The organism is Mameliella sp. AT18 (assembly GCF_028807275.1).
In the GTDB taxonomy this organism is placed as follows: domain Bacteria; phylum Pseudomonadota; class Alphaproteobacteria; order Rhodobacterales; family Rhodobacteraceae; genus Antarctobacter; species Antarctobacter albus.
In genome coordinates, this window is record NZ_JARAMO010000053.1 from 1 (window position 1) to 17,470 (window position 17,470).

Annotated in this window: 15 protein-coding genes and 1 pseudogene; 9 read left to right on the plus strand and 7 right to left on the minus strand. The window is 61.7% G+C overall.

Annotation, left to right across the window (positions count from 1 at the left end; genetic code table 11):
• The 3 genes from PVW46_RS06975 to PVW46_RS06985 form a co-directional block, all read right to left on the minus strand.
• Positions 1–3,248, minus strand: a 3,248-nt coding sequence (locus PVW46_RS06975; RefSeq protein ID WP_274575343.1) for an efflux RND transporter permease subunit, incomplete at its 3' end; no start/stop codon positions are given.
• The gene (locus tag PVW46_RS06980) at positions 3,241–4,245 is read right to left on the minus strand and encodes an efflux RND transporter periplasmic adaptor subunit (RefSeq protein WP_083242421.1); all 1,005 of its coding nucleotides are present in this window, start codon (positions 4,243–4,245) and stop codon (positions 3,241–3,243) included. The genes PVW46_RS06980 and PVW46_RS06975, both read right to left, overlap by 8 nt.
• A gap of 186 nt (positions 4,246–4,431) precedes the next feature.
• On the minus strand, positions 4,432–4,794 hold the full coding sequence (locus PVW46_RS06985; protein WP_069210729.1) for an HAD family hydrolase: 363 nt from the start codon (positions 4,792–4,794) through the stop codon (positions 4,432–4,434).
• Positions 4,795–4,848: 54 nt separating this feature from the next.
• Between PVW46_RS06985 and PVW46_RS28720 the strand changes: the two are divergent.
• The 3 genes and pseudogenes from PVW46_RS28720 to PVW46_RS28730 all read left to right on the plus strand — a co-directional run.
• A pseudogene (locus PVW46_RS28720) lies at positions 4,849–5,154 on the plus strand (transposase family protein); the annotation flags it as partial.
• Between the two features lie 315 nt (positions 5,155–5,469).
• Positions 5,470–5,607: a hypothetical protein gene (locus tag PVW46_RS28725; protein WP_443137033.1), complete on the plus strand. Its 138-nt coding sequence runs from the start codon at positions 5,470–5,472 to the stop codon at positions 5,605–5,607.
• A gap of 11 nt (positions 5,608–5,618) precedes the next feature.
• The gene (locus PVW46_RS28730) at positions 5,619–5,789 is read left to right on the plus strand and encodes a hypothetical protein (RefSeq protein WP_443137034.1); all 171 of its coding nucleotides are present in this window, start codon (positions 5,619–5,621) and stop codon (positions 5,787–5,789) included.
• Between the two features lie 565 nt (positions 5,790–6,354).
• Here PVW46_RS28730 and PVW46_RS06995 read toward each other — a convergent pair.
• Genes PVW46_RS06995 through PVW46_RS07005 form a run of 3 tightly spaced genes read right to left on the minus strand, consistent with a single transcriptional unit; the run spans position 6,355 to position 9,667 of the window.
• The gene (locus tag PVW46_RS06995; RefSeq protein WP_069210727.1) at positions 6,355–7,023 is read right to left on the minus strand and encodes a glutathione S-transferase family protein; all 669 of its coding nucleotides are present in this window, start codon (positions 7,021–7,023) and stop codon (positions 6,355–6,357) included.
• Between the two features lie 9 nt (positions 7,024–7,032).
• Positions 7,033–8,754, minus strand: coding sequence for a Rieske 2Fe-2S domain-containing protein (locus PVW46_RS07000; protein ID WP_069210726.1), 1,722 nt, complete (start codon positions 8,752–8,754; stop codon positions 7,033–7,035).
• Between the two features lie 25 nt (positions 8,755–8,779).
• Positions 8,780–9,667: an aromatic ring-hydroxylating oxygenase subunit alpha gene (locus PVW46_RS07005; protein ID WP_274575351.1), complete on the minus strand. Its 888-nt coding sequence runs from the start codon at positions 9,665–9,667 to the stop codon at positions 8,780–8,782.
• 292 nt (positions 9,668–9,959) lie between these two features.
• On the opposite strand from PVW46_RS07005, the gene PVW46_RS07010 reads away from it, so the two are divergent.
• From PVW46_RS07010 to PVW46_RS07030, 5 genes are all read left to right on the plus strand, one after another.
• Entirely contained in the window at positions 9,960–10,652 is a 693-nt protein-coding gene (locus tag PVW46_RS07010; RefSeq protein ID WP_043137573.1) for a GntR family transcriptional regulator, read from the plus strand.
• A 91-nt stretch (positions 10,653–10,743) separates the two neighbouring features.
• Positions 10,744–11,838, plus strand: a complete 1,095-nt coding sequence (locus tag PVW46_RS07015; protein WP_043136866.1) for a BMP family ABC transporter substrate-binding protein — start codon at positions 10,744–10,746, stop codon at positions 11,836–11,838.
• An 85-nt stretch (positions 11,839–11,923) separates the two neighbouring features.
• Positions 11,924–13,471 (plus strand): ABC transporter ATP-binding protein, encoded by a 1,548-nt coding sequence (locus tag PVW46_RS07020; protein ID WP_043136868.1) that lies wholly within the window; start codon positions 11,924–11,926, stop codon positions 13,469–13,471.
• Positions 13,461–14,531, plus strand: a complete 1,071-nt coding sequence (locus tag PVW46_RS07025; protein ID WP_069210724.1) for an ABC transporter permease — start codon at positions 13,461–13,463, stop codon at positions 14,529–14,531. Before PVW46_RS07020 ends, PVW46_RS07025 begins: the two co-directional genes overlap by 11 nt.
• Positions 14,531–15,451, plus strand: coding sequence for an ABC transporter permease (locus PVW46_RS07030; protein WP_069210723.1), 921 nt, complete (start codon positions 14,531–14,533; stop codon positions 15,449–15,451). The genes PVW46_RS07025 and PVW46_RS07030 overlap by 1 nt, the downstream gene beginning before the upstream one ends.
• A gap of 388 nt (positions 15,452–15,839) precedes the next feature.
• Here PVW46_RS07030 and PVW46_RS07035 read toward each other — a convergent pair whose 3' ends face one another.
• Positions 15,840–16,346, minus strand: a complete 507-nt coding sequence (locus PVW46_RS07035; protein ID WP_069210722.1) for a M10 family metallopeptidase C-terminal domain-containing protein — start codon at positions 16,344–16,346, stop codon at positions 15,840–15,842.
• A gap of 181 nt (positions 16,347–16,527) precedes the next feature.
• On the opposite strand from PVW46_RS07035, the gene PVW46_RS07040 reads away from it, so the two are divergent.
• Positions 16,528–17,470: FAD-dependent monooxygenase (locus tag PVW46_RS07040; RefSeq protein ID WP_274575368.1), on the plus strand; the 943-nt coding region annotated here is incomplete at its 3' end.

Genomic DNA, 17,470 nt, shown 5'->3' on the forward strand with positions numbered 1-17,470 from the left:
ATTACGGCGGACCACTTCATTGGGGGAGGGTCAGTCAACCGGTAGATTACGGGGATCACCAAGACTGTCAGGGCGGTAGAGGACACGAGCCCGAACAGAAGGGAAATCGCCAACCCCTGAAAGATCGGGTCGGTCAGGATGACTGCCGCGCCGATCATCGCCGCAAGGGCGGTCAGCAGGATCGGTTTGAAACGTGTCGCGCCAGCCTCGATCAGAATGTCGACGGTCACGCGGCCTTCCGGGGCGGCATGGCGGATGAAATCTACGAGGAGGATGGAGTTCCGCACGATAATGCCGGCAAGCGCAATGAAACCGATCATGGAAGTTGCAGAGAAGGGCGCCGCGAAGACCCAGTGCCCGAACATGATCCCGAGGAAAGTGAGCGGCACCGGGGTCAGGATCACCAGCGGCAGGCGGAACGAGCCGAATTGGGCCACGACAAGGATATAGATCCCCAGAAGCGCCACGCCGAAGGCGGCGCCCATGTCACGGAAAGTGACCCATGTCACCTCCCACTCGCCATCCCAGAGAAGCACTGGCTGCGTTATGTCGACGGGCTGGCCGTTCAGGCGGATCTCGGGCTTTTCGGCATCCCCCCAGTCCATGCCGTCCAGCCGGTCGGCCACTGCCAGCATCCCGTAGAGCGGCGCCTCGAACACACCGGCAAGCTCTCCGGTTACCATCACCACATCATAGCCATTGTGCCGGAAGATCGGGAAGGAGGCCCGCTCTTCCGTGATCGAGACGACATCTCCCAGTTCGACGACGCCACGCGCGCCGGGGATCGCGTTGGCGGGCACGGGGATCGACAGCGCGCGTTCGTCCATCGTGCGATCAGAGCGCGCGCGGGCCATGACGATGGGGATCGGGCGACGCCGTTCGCCGCGATGGGAGTAGCCGACCGTTGTGGAACTGTTCAAAAGGCGGAGCGTCTGTAGCGCATCGGCTTCCTGCACCTTGTAGAAATCCAGATCACTGACCGAAAGCCGGGCCCGCAGGCGCCGGGGGCGTTCGCCCAGGTTGTCATCTACATCGACGATGTAAGGCACAGCCTCGAAGGCATCGCGCACTTTGGCCGCCGTCTCGATCCGGGTTTGCGGGTCGGGACCGTAGATCTCTGCCAGCAGCGTCGAAATCACCGGCGGGCCGGGCGGGGGTTCCACGACCTTCACAACGGCCCCGCGGGGCAAGTCCAGTTCGGTGAGCCTTGCGCGCAGGTCGAGCGCGATTTCATGGCTGGTGCGGTCGCGATGGTGCTTGGCTTCCAGATTCAGCTGGACCTCGCCCATCTCGGGGCTCTGGCGTAGAAAGTAATGCCGCACGAGACCATTGAAGTTGAAGGCGGCGGGCGTGCCGGCATGGCTTTGTGCCGAATGCACCTCGGGCAAGCCGAGTGCCACATGAGCGGCGGCACTGGCCACCGCGTCGGTCGCCTCGACCGAAGCCCCCTCGGGCAGGTCGATGACAATGGCGAGCTCCGACTTGTTGTCAAAGGGGAGCAGCTTGACCGTCACGTCCCGTGTGTAGAGCGCGCCCAGAGAACCGAAGGACAGCACGATCACCACTAGAAGAAACAGCAGGCTGCCGGCCTTTGTCCGCAAAAGTGGGCGCGCAACTGCGGCATAGGCCCGCCCCAGTGCGCCACCGTGCGCATGTGCGGCATGGCCGCCAGCATGCGCCGCATAAGCCCGCCCCGCGATCCGCAACATCAGCCAGGGCGTGATCATGACCGCGACAAAGAAGGAGAAGATCATCGCGGCCGAGGCGTTCGCGGGGATCGGGCTCATGTAGGGACCCATCAGGCCGGAGACAAAGAGCATTGGCAAGAGCGCGACGACAACGGTCAGCGTGGCGACGATGGTCGGGTTGCCGACTTCCGCCACGGCGGCAACGGCTGCATCGCGGGGCGCTCGTCCGCCGATCCGGCCCGCCCAGTGTCGCGCGATATTCTCGATCACCACGATGGCATCATCGACGAGGATGCCGATGGAGAAGATCAGCGCGAAGAGCGAGACACGGTTCAGCGTGTAGCCCATGATATAGGCCGCAAAGAGCGTCAGAAGGATGGTGACCGGGATGACGATGGCCACGACGATGGCCTCGCGCCAGCCGATCGCGATCAGGACAAGGGCGACGATCGAGACCGTGGCCAGTGCCAGGTGGAAAAGAAGTTCGTTGGCTTTTTCGTCGGCGGTTTCGCCGTAGTCCCGCGTGACCTCGATCTCGACACTGTCGGGGATCAGCTTGCCCTGCAGGCTCTCGACCCGGTGCAGGATTTGCTCGGCGACGGTCACGGCATTGGCCCCGGCGCGTTTCGCCAGTGCCAGCGTGACCGCCGGTCGGCGGATGATGTCACCGTCTTTGGCCCGATGGAAGGTCGCCACGGTATGCTCTTCGAGGTCCGAAACAAAAGATACCTCGGCGACATCCCGGACATAGACGGTGCGCCCGTCCCGCGTGGTCAGTTCGAGGTTCGCGATTTCTTCGGGGGTCGAGAGTGTCTTGCCGATCACGAGGCCGACCTGCTCGCCACCGTCGCGTAGAAGTCCCGCCGGTGCGGCGGTATTTGCCCCCGACACCTTGGCGGCAAGCTGTTGCAGGGTCACGCCGTAGAGTGCCAGCCGTTCCGGATCTGGGGCAATGCGCAGGGCCTCGTTGGTTTCGCCGACGATATAGGTCAGACCCACGTCTTCGATCTTGGCGAGCTCGACGCGCAGTTCGCGCGTGATCCGCGTCAGGTCGGCCGCGGTTATCGTCTCTTCGCCTTCCATCGGCGAGAGCGTCAAGGAGACGATGGCAACGTCGTTAATGCCGCGCCCGACCACCAGCGGCTCGGGTATGCCAACGGGGATCCGGTCGAGATGTGCCAGCAGCTTGTCTCGCACGCGCAGGATGGCCGTCTCAGCCTCGACCCCGACGATAAAGCGGGTAGTGACCATCACCTGATCGTCGCGGGTATCGGAATAGACGTGCTCGACCTCGTCGATCCCTTTGACGATGGTTTCGAGAGGCTCGGTGATCAGCTTTAGCGCGTCCTCGGCGGCGAGGCCATCGGCCTGGACGTGGATGTCGACCAGCGGCACCGATATTTGCGGCTCTTCCTCGCGCGGCAGGCTCGAAAGTGCGATCAGGCCGACGGCCAGCGCGGCCAGCAGGAATAGTGGCGTCAACGGAGAGGTGATGAAGGCACGCGTCAGATGCCCGGCAATGCCGAGCGCGCCTTCGTCCTGCGAGGTACCATCATTCATTTTCGAGCACCACGCGGTCGCCGACGTCAAGCCCGGTCAAGATTTCGCGCCAGGTCTCGCCATCCCGAATGACGGTTCCACCGGGCACGACCGTGCGGCGCCTTTTATCTCCGTCCTCGGCCTCGATGGTCAGGAAATCAAGCCCACCGACACGGCCCAGCGCCCTCTCTGGCACCAGGATCGCCGACCGTTCGCCCACCGGTAGACGAACCGGCATTCGGCGCCCGACAAAGCGCGGATCAAGCCCTGCGACCTCGACATCAGCTTGCAGGCGACCGCCCTCGATCTGCGGGTATAGCTTCGCGAGGCGCCCCGTCTTTCGCGTGCTTGTTTCGGTCTGCACAGTTCCGATCTCGATCTCAGCGCCTTCCAGCAGATCGCTGGCATGACGTTCCGGCACCGACAGGCGCAGAAAGACGCCCCCGCCGGCGACCACCGCCGCCACCTCGCCGGGCTTCACGACCGAGCCGCGCGAGATCGGAACCGACAATACCACGCCCGCCTCGGGCGACAGCACCGCGCCCTCGGCGATCTGTTGTTCGATCACTAGCCGTTCCGAACCGAGGCTTCGGATCTCGCCCTGAATCACATCGACGGCCGTCTGTAACTGGTCAAACCGTTGGGCGGTGATGACCCCCCGTTCGATCAACTGTTCGCCGCGGGCAAGGTCGGCCTCCGCGGTCTCAAGCTGGGCGTTCAGCGCCGTCAGCCGGGCGTCGAGGGAACCGAGTTGGAAATCCAGCTTGTCATCCACCACCATCGCGATGCGTTGGCCTGCCTCGACCCGGTCTCCCTCGGAGACATCCAGTTCGGTGACAGTTCCGCCGATACGCGTGCGCGCGGGAACCCTGTTGCGCGTCTCGACCTGTCCGTAAACGGATTTCCATTCGACCAGCAGAGTTTCTTCGACCGTCAGTGTCTGTGACCAGGCTGTCTCGACAAAGCCCACGGCGCTCAATACCAGACCCACAAGAATGCCACGTGTCGTCAAGATCATGTCCTCCGAGGCGACTCCGCCAACGGTATCATTCTCTGCATCCAATCGTCATCGCCCACATTGAGACCGATCAAGAAAAGCCAACCGGCGCCGGATTTTGATGCGGTTTATTCAATCTCATGCCGTTCGACTGAACCGGTAACCTTTGACAGAGCGGCAGTGCGTGAACCCGCGCCTTGGTTTTCGTCAACGGATCATGGCGATCTCGGAGAAAATGGGTGACAAAAATGCGGTGCGCGAGCCAGTGAATGGCATCCGCGTCGAGATCCAAGGCTCTTCCCGTTGCCAGCCCTCGGGAGCGTGACCCGCCGACGATAGCCCGGCCAGCGGGTGCGCAGATCCACGTTCAATCGCCGCGGCGAGCGTGAGTACAGTTTCCTCGTCGCACCCTTCTGCGGCCACGGCATCCGTAATCCTGTGCCGGTCTTCGGTCAGGGTGCCGGTCTTGTCCATGATGAACGTGTCAATACCGTTCATGCACTCCAGAGCCCCGGCATCCCTGACCAGCACACTGGTCTGGAGTGGTGTCAAGGCGATGACCTTGAGCAAGGCCGGGTTACGGCTTGGCCTGCGACAATGACCAATCTGAACCCGTTCCGCTAATTGCAAACCAGCCGTGCAATCAACCGGTTGACCGTCATGCTCTTCATCCGGTTCTCACTCTCGCTTCGGAATGTCGAGGATCTGCTACACAAGCGGAGCGTCGAAAACAGCCATGAAACGGTCCTGTTCTGGTGGTAGCGGTTCGGCCCGATGTTCGCGGCGGATATCTGGAAACGACGGTTCGCAGGGCTGCGCTCGAGTCGGTGACCATGGCATCTCGACGAGATTTTCGCGTAGTTCAACGCAAAGAGGCGGTACCTTTGGCGTACCGGCGATCACGAAGGCTACGCATTGACCACGCTGGTTGGTTGCCAATTCCTTTTGTCTCGATCGGGATTCGAACCCAAGCGCCAGTTCATTGATATCGATATCTTACGGGCCAGAGAACGTTCGACGTCAGACCCATCCCATCCGCCATGTACCTATTTAAAAGTAACGGCTCTTTCTCCCCGAGTGGCGTTTATACCCAAAACTGTACTACTTATCGTGGCACTTTTTTCCGCGACTTCTCGAAAAAATTAGCGCCGGAGGCGTCGTTGACGCCTTCTGACGGACCGTTTCCAGCGTTCCTTGCTCCTCGCATTCGTTTCCGCACAGCGCATCACGCGAAACCTGACATCATTGATCCGGTCGATCGAGGCGAGGCACCAACTCGGGCGGCAGGCGGCCGATATACCGGTCCTCATGATTGCCCTGCTCGATGCCGCGATGGCGCGGATGGACGAGAACGCGGCGCCGCAGACGAAACCCGTCGGCTGATCGAGACCGGCGTGGCGCAGATCTTCCGGGAAGCTGACATGCAGTTCGAAACCGCGATTGGACCGATTGCGCGCCGTCGTGCCATCGGCGATGTCCAGCGGCTCATCACTGCCGAATGTCCGCCGATCGACGATAAGGCACGGGCGCACATGTTCGCGCGGCTCGTCGGGTTCGTCGGATAGATGCCACGCCCGGCGGCCTGCTACTCGCGTTGGCGCTCAACCCGCCTTTTTCGGGCGAAGGCCACAACCCGATTTTGGGAACCCGTGTGGCCGGGCGCCACCAGATCGCCATTCAGCCGCTTCAGGGTTCGACGCTGCTTGCAAGACTTCGCAGCCTCCATCTTCAGCCACGCAGCAGAATCTTTAGTCTAGGGGTCAAACTTGCTTGACTGCGCCAACGTCTTGAACGACGGCTCGATCGTGCCTTCTCCCAAACACGTCTTGATGGTGTTCCGCGACAGGCCAGTTCGGCCTGCGATCTCTCTGTTCGTCGGCCCAAATCCCTTGCAGTTCTTTTGCGACCAAAGTCGCGCAGGCGGCTATGACTACTGCCCAAACCTTCCATCAGATTTGGGTCACGTTCAGGGTGATCTGCCTCTACTGCCGCAGCGGCGCACGCTATGATCATGTGATCGATCCTTGAACCAGTTGAATTGGCGGGCGCCCGATGGGAGGAAGCCAGCATTCATCGGGCGCCCAGGATAGCCGGCCGGAGGAACGACCGGCTAAGGAAGAGAGCCAGCCTTCAGGCGACCGCCTGTCGGCGGTCTGTTGCGGCCGGTCCCGCAGGGAAGACGCCAGACATCACGACAAAACCCGGGATGCGCTTGAAACGGTCGCTCCAACGGCGGATGGCCGGGTAATCGATGCGCGGAATGCCCCCTTCCTCGGAGAGCACGGTATAGGGGAAACAGGCGATGTCCGCGATCGTGGGATGCTCTCCCGGACAGATCCAGTCCTGCCCCTCCTCCTCGGCAAAGAAGAGATGTTCATCCAGAACCCGGAACAAACGATGCGCACCGGCCCGGGCCGCCTCGACATCTATCTCCGAGTAGAACAGCCCGTCATGCAGGCGGGCCGCCGAGGCGGTTGCCGTGATTGCATCGGCAAAGGCCAGCCATTGCGAGATCTGCCCCAGCAGTTCGGGACTCTTCCGCGGATACCACCGGTTCGAGGGGTCATATTTCGACGCCAGGTACACCAGGATCGCCTGGGCATCTCGGAGAACAAGACCGTTGTCGTCGATCACCGGCAGCTGACCCAGAGGATTGATCTGGCGAAAGTCTGGGGACTTGTGCTGGTTGCCCGGATAGAAGTCGATCAACTCGGACCTGTACTGGACCCCAAGAAAGGATAGCAGAAGACGCAGTTTGTAGCAGTTTCCGGAGAGTTCATAGTCGTACAGTTTCAACATGCTGACACCTCAAATATCCAGGATGAGACGATCGGACACCGCGCGGCTGACGCAGGTCATGATGGACTTGCCTTCGGCCTTTTCAGCATCGCTCAGGTAGACGTCCTGGTGTTTGACCGCCCCTTCGATCACGCCGCACCGGCAGGTGCCGCAGGCGCCCTGCTCGCAGGAGCTGGGCATGTCGATGCCGTTTTCGCGCAGCACTTCCAGGATGGTCTTTCCGGCAGGCACTTTCAGAGTCATCGCCGACCGGGCCAGATCGACCTCGAAGGCCGTGCTGTCGTCCACTTCGGCGGTATTGGCAAAATACTCGAAATGCACCGTCTCGTCCGACCACCCCTGCTCGGCGGCGATTGCGCGAGCCGCTTCCAGCATCGGACCCGGACCGCAGATGTAGACGTGGCGGGCGAAACCGGGCTCGGCGAGGATTTCTGTCAACCTGGCGCCGGTTGCCTCTGGCGTCAGCGCCTTGTGCAAGATGAGAGCCTGCTCGTATTCGCCGATCTGCGGTTTGAAGGCCACGTGATCGTCGGACTGCACGAAGTAGTGGAACTCGAAGCTCAGGCCCTGGGCGTTCAGGGCCCGCGCCATGGAAATCAGCGGTGTGACACCGATCCCGCCGGCGACAAAGATCGTGTGCTCGGCATTGCGGCGCAGCGGGAAGTTGTTGCGCGGCGCCGAGATTGCCAGCACGTCACCCGCTTTCACCGCATCGTGGATGGCAGCCGATCCACCCTTGCTGTTCGGCTCGCGCTTGACGCCGATCCTGTAGTGGTCGGTCTCACCCGGCCCGTTCGTGATCGAATACTGCCGCACTAGACCGTTGGGCAGGTGCACGTCGATATGCGCGCCGGGCTGGAAGGTCGGCAGGCTGCCCTTGACCGGCTTCAGTCGCAGGCTGACGATGCCTTCGGCGGTCATTTCCTTCCCCGCGACCTGCACGCGCAATTCAGCCTTGCGCATTTCGGTGCCAATCGCCGGAATATCGACCAGATCCTCGGAGACCCTTGCGATCACCGGCTGATAGGGCGGCGGTGCCTCCTGCGATGACGCACGGGCCTCGATCTGGCTGCGCAACTCCTGCATCAGCCAGCTGTGGCGCTTGAGCAGCCTGATACGATCAGCGCCTTTCACAGGCTGATTGCTGACCCCGCGGATCGCGGACCGATTGCTGTCCATCGGCTGCACGAACAGGCGGACCTCCGCCCCGTCCGCCGCGGTCACGGTGACCGATCCGTCGGCGTTGGCACGGCCCGAACAGCTATCGTCCCAGCCATAGGCGAGCAGCGCCTCGACGACCATTTCCATCGGAGCCAGGACCGGAACCGGGCGCAGCACTGTTGCCGCCTCAAACCCGTCAAGCGGGGGCAGATCGCCACTGGCCTGTTCGCCGGCCCAGACCAGCCCGTGCGCTTCCTGCGCCGGGTAGGTGTTGTTGCAGATGGTCCGTGCTGGCGCATCGGCCGGGTGCGCGGGGATATAGGTGCAGCCAGCGGTGCGGTTGGCATAGCGCCAACCGTGGTACTGGCATTTCAGGTCGGACCCGTTGTTGATCCCGATGGAAAGCCGCACGCCGCGATGCAGACAGCGATTTTCCCAGACGTTCACGTACCCGTCGTCGGCACGCCAGACGGCGAACTCGCGGCCCAAAAGCTGTGCCTGATAGACATGGCGTTTCGGCAGATCCGAGCTCGAGGCGATCGGATACCATTTGCTGTGCAGGTCGGACATCACTCTGGTTTCCCTGTTGTTGTAGTCATGCAGACGGGGGGATCACGCCATAGGCAACCCCCTTGCCGGACAGCCACCTGCGGTAGGCGATTGCAGATTTATCTGCGCGAATAGGCGTCTCGGCCCGCGGGTCCAGCGGCAGACGCTTGGGATACTGGTTTTCCAGGATGGGTTTGTCCTGGCCAAAGATCGTCTGCTGAAACAACCGGATCTGAGTGTCATCACTGTTGTCATCCAGCAGTGACAGCAGCATGTGAACCCGGACCTGCTCTTGATTGAAGGGCTGGATGAAGATGGCAATCACATCGTTGCGGCCATCGTCCAGCGGACTGGACTTGTAGAGCACCGAGCAGAACGGGTGCGGCACCCGATAGATGTAATCGACGTCGGCACCGCCGCTGGAAGAGGCCGCCGCCATTGGTTGCCAGAACTTGCAGTTGGAGGCCAGGATCTCGTCCCGCTCTTCCGACACTTCGACGAAATATTCCTTCACCTCGGTATGCGGCTCGGCGCCCAGAATGTCGGTGTGGACAAACGGAAAATGCCCCATGTCGAGAAAGTTCTCGACCAGGCGCGGAGCCGAGGCGTTCACCCCGAAGCTTGCGGCGTGAATATTGCGACGGTCCTCTTCTTCGTACTCCGGGATCGGAAAGATGTCCCGCTCCGGCATCCCGAGCGTTGTCCAGAAATACCCGAACCGCTCCTTCACCGGCAGCGCCCGATCACCCGGCGCGTCTCCCGGCCTCCCCTCGTATGCCCAGACGACGACATCGCCGGCATCGTTCCTGGTGTAGGCAATCGGCTGCTCCAGCAGGACACTCCGCTGCACCCGGGCGTCCTTGACGTCCTCAAGAGGCGCAATCGCATACCAGAGATTCACGGCGACGGGGTCTTTGCATTTCAGTTCCGACACGATCTGTCCTCCCAAAAATCTTCTGCAAGTGGCACCCCGGCCGCCCATCGTCCAGCGGCCGCCAGGTCGGGCAAAGATGCGTCACCCATGTAGGCGCCTGCCAGCAAACGCTATCCAAACACGACAAGATTGCATATCAATTATAAACATAGAGACTTTCAATTCTTGACTGATAGTCTTTCAATTCCTAAAGAGGTACCACTTGTCGCAGGCCCGGTGCACGGTGTGACGGGCCAATCCACAACGAGGCGCTGGCCTCCGGACACGTGATCAGAAAGGTTGCGCAGCCGTCATGGGAAGCCGTTCAGACGAGATCTCCAAGATCATCACCCGGGCGATCATCCAAAAGCGCCTGCTGCCTGGCTGCAAACTCAGTGAACAAACGCTGGCTGACATCTTCAAGGTCAGCCGCGCGGTGGTACGGCAGGCCCTGATCCACCTCAGCGAAGACGGCCTCGTGACAATGGAGCGCAACCGCGGAGCCTTTGTCTCGAAACCCACCTACCGCGAGGCGGTCGAGATCTACGATGCACTCACCATCCTGGAACAGGGTGTCGCCGCACAGTTGTCGGGCCGACTGGACACCCGCGGCTGGGCCGAACTGCGCCGCCATGTCGAGCTTCAGAACAAGGCCATCGACGAGAAAAACGACGCACTCGCGGATCAGCTGGGCTCGGGCTTTCACGAAACCCTGGTGCGGATGTCTCGGAACTCGGTCGTGCAGCAAATGCACGCGCAGTTGATCCGTAGAACCGCGTTGCTGCGCTCGCTGGTCAGTTCGCGCTTCGATTATTGCGGGCTGCTGCACGATCACAGCCAACTGATCGACCTGCTTGAAGAAGGCAAGATCGCAGAGGCACAGGAACTGATCGCGGTCCACCACAACACCGTCGTGAGAGGATACCTGTTGGAAGACGACACGCTGCCGAAAACGGACGCGCGAGAAGCACTCGCGCCGTACGTGGCGCAAGAGAATACCGACTAGGGCCGTTCCCCCACAAAAAACCAAGAAACGCCAACGGCCAAGGAAGAACCGAACGCCCAAGATAATCGTCCATTTGAACAGGGAGGAAACAATGAAACGCGCAACAAGAAGAGACATCCTGAAATACGGCGCCGCCACCGGGTTGGCGGCGGGGCTGGCAAACCTGCCAGGTGCGGCCAGGGCAGAGGGCAAGCTCAAGGTCGGAGCCGTCTACGTCTCGCCCGTCTCTGAAATCGGTTGGACGAAACAGCACAGCCTCGGCATCGAAGCGATCCGGGCGGAGTTCGGCGATGATGCAGAGATAACGGTGATCGACAGCATTTTCCGCCCCCAGGACGCCGAGCGCGTGTTCCGTCAATTGGCAGGGGCCGGAAATGACCTGATCTTCGGGACCAGTTTCTCGCACGGCACGCCGATGCAGAAAGTGGCACCGCGCTTTCCCAAGACCGCGTTCGAGCATTGCTCGGGCATCAAGCACCTCAAGAACCTGGGCACCTTTGAAGCCAAGTACTTCGAAGGCACCTACGTGGCGGGCGTGGCGGCGGGCCATGTCTCCAAGTCCGCCAAGATCGGCTTTATCGGCGGTTTCCCGATACCCGACATCGTCGGCCCGGCCAACGCGCTGTTGCGCGGCGCCCAAAGCGTCAACCCCGACATCACCTGCAACGTCATCTTCCTGAACTCCTGGTTCGACCCGGGCAAGGAAAAGGAAGCGGCCAAGACGCTGATCGCACAGGGCTGCGACGTGATCTGCTCGATGACCGATACGGCCACGGGCGTCCAGGTTGCCGGGGAAAACGACGTATGGTCCATCGGCTACGCCAGCGACATGGCCCCGTTCGGCAATGGCAAGCATCTCACGGCGTTCACGCTCAACTGGGTGCCGGTCTACTTGCAGGCGGCCCGCGATACGGCCAATGGCACCTGGACATCAAACGAAAGATGGCTCGGCCTCGCGGATGACGTGATCCAGATGTCCCCCTACAACGACGATCTGCCGCCCGAGGCCACCGCCGCCGCCGAAAAGGCGCGCGCGGAAATCATCGCGGGCACGCTGCACCCCTTTGGCGGCGAACTGAAAGACCAGTCAGGCGCCCTGCGCGTCGAAACCGGACAGAGTCTGTCTGACGGCGGCATCCGGAGCATCGACTGGTTCGTCGAGGGCATGATCGGCAAGCTGGGCTGACCGCTTCCCGGGACTCCCAAAAGGAAGGATTGCCTGCCTCGCTCCGCTTGGCGGGCAATCCACCCGAACAAAGGTGAAACACGCAATGACTCCACGATTGGAACTCCGTGGCATCAGCAAGTCATACCCCGGTGTGATTGCCAATGATGACATCTCGCTCTCCGTTCTCCCCGGCGAGATTCACGCCGTGCTGGGTGAAAACGGCGCCGGGAAAAGCACGCTCATGAAGATCATTTACGGGGCAACCCCGGCGGACAGGGGACAGATCGTCTGTGACGGCAAGACCTTGCCCGAACATGGCCCCGCGATTTCGCGGGAACTGGGGATCGAAATGGTCTACCAGCATTTCGCCCTGTTCGAATCCATCACGGTCGTGGAAAACATCGCGCTCTCGATGCCCGGCAAGATGGATCTCAAGAGGTTGGCGGTCCGCATCCGCGACGTTTCAGAACGCTACGGTCTGCCGATTGATCCCTTCCGCCTGGTGCTTTCCCTCTCTGTCGGGGAACGGCAGAGAGTGGAGATTGTCCGCTGCCTGCTGCGTCAGCCCAAGCTGTTGATCCTGGACGAACCGACCTCTGTGCTGACACCGCAGGCGGTACGGACGCTGTTCAAGACCCTGCGCCAGCTCGCCGCCGAAGGCTGCAGCATCCTATACATCAGTCACAAGCTGGACGAAGTACGCGAGCTGTGCCACAGCGCCACCGTTCTGCGCGGTGGCAAGGTAACCGGCGAAACCGACCCACGACAGGCGACCTCTGCCGAACTCGCCCGCATGATGGTGGGCAGCGACCTGCCGGAAATGACGGTAGCCCCCTCGGAACTCAGCCAACTGCCGCTCCTGGCGGTCAATAACCTGAGCATGGCGTCGGAAACCGCCACGGGCACCTCGCTCAAATCCGTGAACCTCGAGGTATACGGCGGCGAAATCGTTGGCATCGCCGGTGTTTCGGGAAATGGCCAGGGGGAACTGGCCGCCGCGATCAGTGGCGAAAAGATCACCAGCGCGGCCGAGGACATCATTCTGGAGGGACGCGCGGTCGGCCACCTCAACGCCGGGCGCCGCCGCGACCTGGGTCTGGGATTCGTACCGGAAGAGCGGCTTGGCCGTGGTGCGGTCCCGCCTTATGAACTGTCGGAGAATGCGCTGCTGACCGCCCACAGGCTGGGCATGGTCAAGCACGGCATGGCCAACCGCAGAAAGGCGCGCGACTTCGCCTCCGCCGTGATCGAGAAATACAAGGTCAAGGCCAGCGGGCCCAACGCAAAAGCGCATGGTTTGTCCGGCGGCAACCTGCAGAAATTCATCATGGGCCGGGAAATCGAACTCGCGCCCAAGGTGCTTCTGGTATCGCAACCGACATGGGGCGTGGATGTCGGCGCCGCCGCCTTCGTGCGGCAGACCCTTATCGACCTCAGCCGCTCCGGCAAGGCGGTGATCGTGATCTCCGAAGAGCTGGAAGAGCTGTTCGAAATCTGCGACCGGCTCTACGTCATCTGCAATGGCGAGCTCTCTCCGCCCCTTTACCGCGCCGAGACCAATATCGAGGAAGTCGGCCTTCTCATGACCGGCACGGGCCCGACATGCGCCGCGTCTGAAGAGCAAATGGAGAGCATCAGACATGCTGTTTAAAATCGAGCCTCGCGCCGAACCGTCGCGCCAAATGTCCATCGCCGCACCGCTGATCGCGACCGGGTTGACCATTGTCGTCAGCTCCCTGTTCTTCCTGTCGCTCGGCTACAACCCCTTGGTAACGCTCTACACCTTCTTCATCGAACCGCTCGCGACGATGAACGGTATTTCCGAATGGTTGCTGAAGGCCTCACCGTTGATCCTGATTGCCTGCGGTCTCGCAATCGGTTTTCGCGCGAATGTCTGGAACATCGGCGCCGAGGGGCAGCTGATCATGGGCGCGATTGCCGCCACCGGCGTCGGCCTGTTTGCGCCCTGGCAGGACAGCCCGTTGCTGCTGCCCTCCATGGTCATCGCGGGCATGTTGGCCGGCATGGCCTGGGCGGCTGTCCCCGCCTTTCTCAAGGATCGCATGAACACAAACGAGATCCTGGTGACTTTGATGCTCACCTATGTCGCCACGTTGATCCTGTCGTACCTGGTCCACGGCCCGTGGCGCGATCCGGATGGATACAATTTCCCGCAGACCGCGCTCTTGCCGTACAACGGCATGTTCGAGGTCTTCGACTATTCCTACCGGCTCAACACCTCGATTTTCTTCACCGTGGTCGTTGTCGCCATCACCTGGCTGTTCACCGAGCGCAGTTTCCTGGGGTACAAGATGTCGGTCGGCGGTGTCGCTCCGGCCGCGGCCAGGTTTGCCGGCTTCAACGCCTCCGCCTCGATCTGGATCGGGCTGCTGGCCTCCGGTGCCGCAGCTGGCCTGGCCGGGATGATGGAAGCCGCCGGCCCCCTGGGGCAATTGTCGCCACAAATCTCGCCCGGCTACGGCTTTGCCGCCATCATCGTGGCCTTTGTCGGACGCCTCAACGCCTTGGGAATCGTGCTGGGCGGTCTGCTTCTGTCGCTTCTCTACCTGGGCGGTGAAACGGTGCAGATGTCGTTGGGCCTGCCCTCCTCGATCGCGCTGATTTTCCAGGGAATGCTGCTGTTCTTCCTGCTCGCCAGCAACTTCCTGATCAACTTCCGCATCCGCAAGCTCGCTATGAGGACCGCCTGATGGATTTGTTCGTCTCAATGTTCGCCGCGACAATCGTCGCGGCAACCCCTCTCATCTTTGCTGCGCTTGGCGAGTTGGTGGTCGAGAAATCCGGCGTGCTGAACCTCGGCATCGAAGGCATGATGCTGGTCGGCGCCGCGTTCGGGGTCTGGGCACATTTTGCCGGCCTGCCGATGACCGTGGCGCTTGCCGCCGCGGTGCTGGCCGGGGCCGCCTCCTCGTTGCTGTTCGGCGTGCTGGCACTCACGTTCATGACCAACCAATACGCGGCAGGCCTGGCGCTTGCGATCTTCGGCACCGGGGTGTCCGCCTTCATCGGTCGCGGCTTCGGCAGCACGCCGGTGGACGCCATTCAGCCCGTACACCTGCCCGGCCTCTCCGACATTCCGGTGATCGGGGAAATGTTCTTCCAGTACGATCCGCTGGTCTACATCTCCTTCGTGCTGTTCGGCATCGTCAGCTGGTTTCTCTACCGCACAAAGGCCGGACTGGCCCTGCGTGCCATCGGGGAAAGCCCGGATTCGGCGCATGCCATTGGCTATGAGGTGATCCGGATCCGCTACATGGCCGTGATGTTCGGGGGAGCTATGGCGGGTCTGGGCGGCGCTTACCTGTCGCTGGTCTATACCCCCCTCTGGGTGGAAAACATGACCGCGGGCCGTGGCTGGATTGCCCTTGCTCTGGTGGTTTTCGCCGCCTGGCGCCCCATCCGCGTTGTCCTTGGCGCCTGGCTGTTCGGCGGGATGACCATTCTGCAGTTGCAGGGCCAGGCAATCGGATTGAACGTCCCTTCCGAGCTCCTGTCCGCGCTGCCATACTTGGCCACAATCGCGGTATTGGTGCTGATCTCCCGCAACCGTCAGGCGATGGCCCTGGATTTCCCTATCTCGCTGGCACGCCCCTTCCGACCCAAGGGGTAAACCACAAGGTACTGTCCGCCAACACAAGGACGGGCGGTACTCTTCCAAATCTGTGGCCTTGCACTGGCGACCATTCAAATGTCGCGCAACCGCCCCTTCAAAAAGGGTGCTGAAGAGGTCGGCCATCGACCCGGATTGGCGAACATGCTCAACCGGCGGGGTGGCACCCACACCCCACCTGTCGGACCAATTCGGTTTGCGACCACCCTGCCCGCGCCTGGATTGCCGCCAGTTCCGCCCCAGTTCCGGCCTGGTGACGCACGGGTCCTCGCAGCACGTCCTTGCCGCCTGGCAGCCTTGCGGCAGGCTGTGCGGCAATGGCGGACATCTGCGCGCACATGGTCGGGCAGAGCGTCGCCGCACCTGCGGCAATGCCACTCCCTTCGCATCAGACGTTTTCAGAATGGCAATTGCGCGGGCCCTGCAGCCCCTTCCCTGTCCGTACAAAAATACGAAAAGTAGCTGGCGCGGGGTCATTCCGGGTTGCTGTTTCGTTCAGGCGCAGTTCCAGGTTACCGGAGGGAGAAAAGGCGGCGGAGCCCCTGAATCCGCAGACTCCGGGCAAGAGGCCCGCGACCCCGATGCTGTCCAGCCCCTGTTCGAAGTCCAGGATCTGGTCATGGTCGGCGCCGACGACGGTTTCGGCCCAGGCACGAAAGACGAAGATTTCGGTATTTTGCCCGTCGGCCAGGAAATCCCGGCCCGGGCCGCCCGCCAACTCGTCCGAGCCCGCGCGGCCGCGCAAGATGTTATTACCCTCGTCGTCTTCCAAGACATCTTCACCGCCAAAGAGAGTGTCGTCGCCGGCTTTGCCATTCAGCGTGTCGTTGTCGCCGCCGCCGCTCAGGCAGTCATTTCCGGTGCCTTGGAGGATGACGGCGAGGCATAGCCACACGCACAGATTCGCGCACCCTTCCTCGAATGGCTCGCAAGCGACCAAAACCTTAAACGATCAACCAGACAAAAGTTAAGCATCTGTTTTTGAACATCTATATCGCCTTTCAAGAAGCCTCTTCACGCATCGTTCAATGCATGATATTTGTTTGTGTGCAAATGAATAAAGGACAGAGGGAACCATGACCACCATCGACACTGTAGACATTGCCGTAATCGGAGCTGGCCTTGGTGGCGCTGCCGCAGCCGCTCTCCTGATCGATGCGGGTTTCGACGTGCATTGCTTCGAGCAGGCACCGGAGTTCACCCGCCTCGGCGCCGGGATCCACATCGGCCCGAACGTGATGAAGATCTTCCGGAAGATCGGGCTCGAAGACCGCCTCGCGGACATCGGCGCGCATCCTGATTTCTGGTTTTCCCGCGACGGCACGACAGGCGAGTACCTTTCGCGCATCCCCCTGGGCGACCACGCCAAGAAGGAATACGGCGCGCCCTATATCACCATTCACCGCGGTGACTTGCATGCGGAACAGATCGATGCCCTGCCAAAGAACCGGGTCCATTTCGATCATCGGCTGACAGAGATCGAAGAACGCGACAACGATGTGCTGATGACCTTTGCAAATGGTCGGCAGATCGCGGCGCGTATCGTTATTGGCGCGGATGGCATCAACTCGCTTCTGCGCGAAAAGCTGCTCGGCAAGGAGCGGCCACGGTACAGCGGCTGGATCGGTCACCGGGCGCTGGTCAACATGGACAAGCTGCGGGCCAGCGGCCTGGAGTTCGAGACCTGCGTCAAATGGTGGTGGGAACAGTCGCGCCATGTCATGGCCTACGCCACGAAACGCGACGGGTCGGAGTACTATTACGTCACCGGCGTTCCGGTCGACAATTGGCCTCACGAGGAAGGCTTCGTCGACAGTTCCCGCGAAGAAATGGAGGCGATCTTTGGCGGTGGTCATCCGATGGTGCAGGCGCTGATCGACGCCACCGAGACCGTCACAAAATGGCCGTTCTGGAACCGCGATCCGCTCAACCTCTGGAGCCGCGGTCGGATGTGCCTGCTGGGTGACGCCTGCCATCCGATGCGCCCGCACATGGCCCAGGGCGCCTGCATGGCGATCG

Bases quoted from the DNA above. Each gene is read 5' to 3' on its own strand.
- PVW46_RS06980 (WP_083242421.1), bottom strand. From the start codon at position 4,245: ATGATCTTGACGACACGTGGCATTCTTGTGGGTCTGGTATTGAGCGCC.
- PVW46_RS06995 (WP_069210727.1), bottom strand. From the start codon at position 7,023: ATGTTGAAACTGTACGACTATGAACTCTCCGGAAACTGCTACAAACTG.
- PVW46_RS07000 (WP_069210726.1), bottom strand. From the start codon at position 8,754: ATGTCCGACCTGCACAGCAAATGGTATCCGATCGCCTCGAGCTCGGAT.
- PVW46_RS07010 (WP_043137573.1), top strand. From the start codon at position 9,960: ATGGGAAGCCGTTCAGACGAGATCTCCAAGATCATCACCCGGGCGATC.
- PVW46_RS07015 (WP_043136866.1), top strand. From the start codon at position 10,744: ATGAAACGCGCAACAAGAAGAGACATCCTGAAATACGGCGCCGCCACC.
- PVW46_RS07020 (WP_043136868.1), top strand. From the start codon at position 11,924: ATGACTCCACGATTGGAACTCCGTGGCATCAGCAAGTCATACCCCGGT.
- PVW46_RS07025 (WP_069210724.1), top strand. From the start codon at position 13,461: ATGCTGTTTAAAATCGAGCCTCGCGCCGAACCGTCGCGCCAAATGTCC.
- PVW46_RS07030 (WP_069210723.1), top strand. From the start codon at position 14,531: ATGGATTTGTTCGTCTCAATGTTCGCCGCGACAATCGTCGCGGCAACC.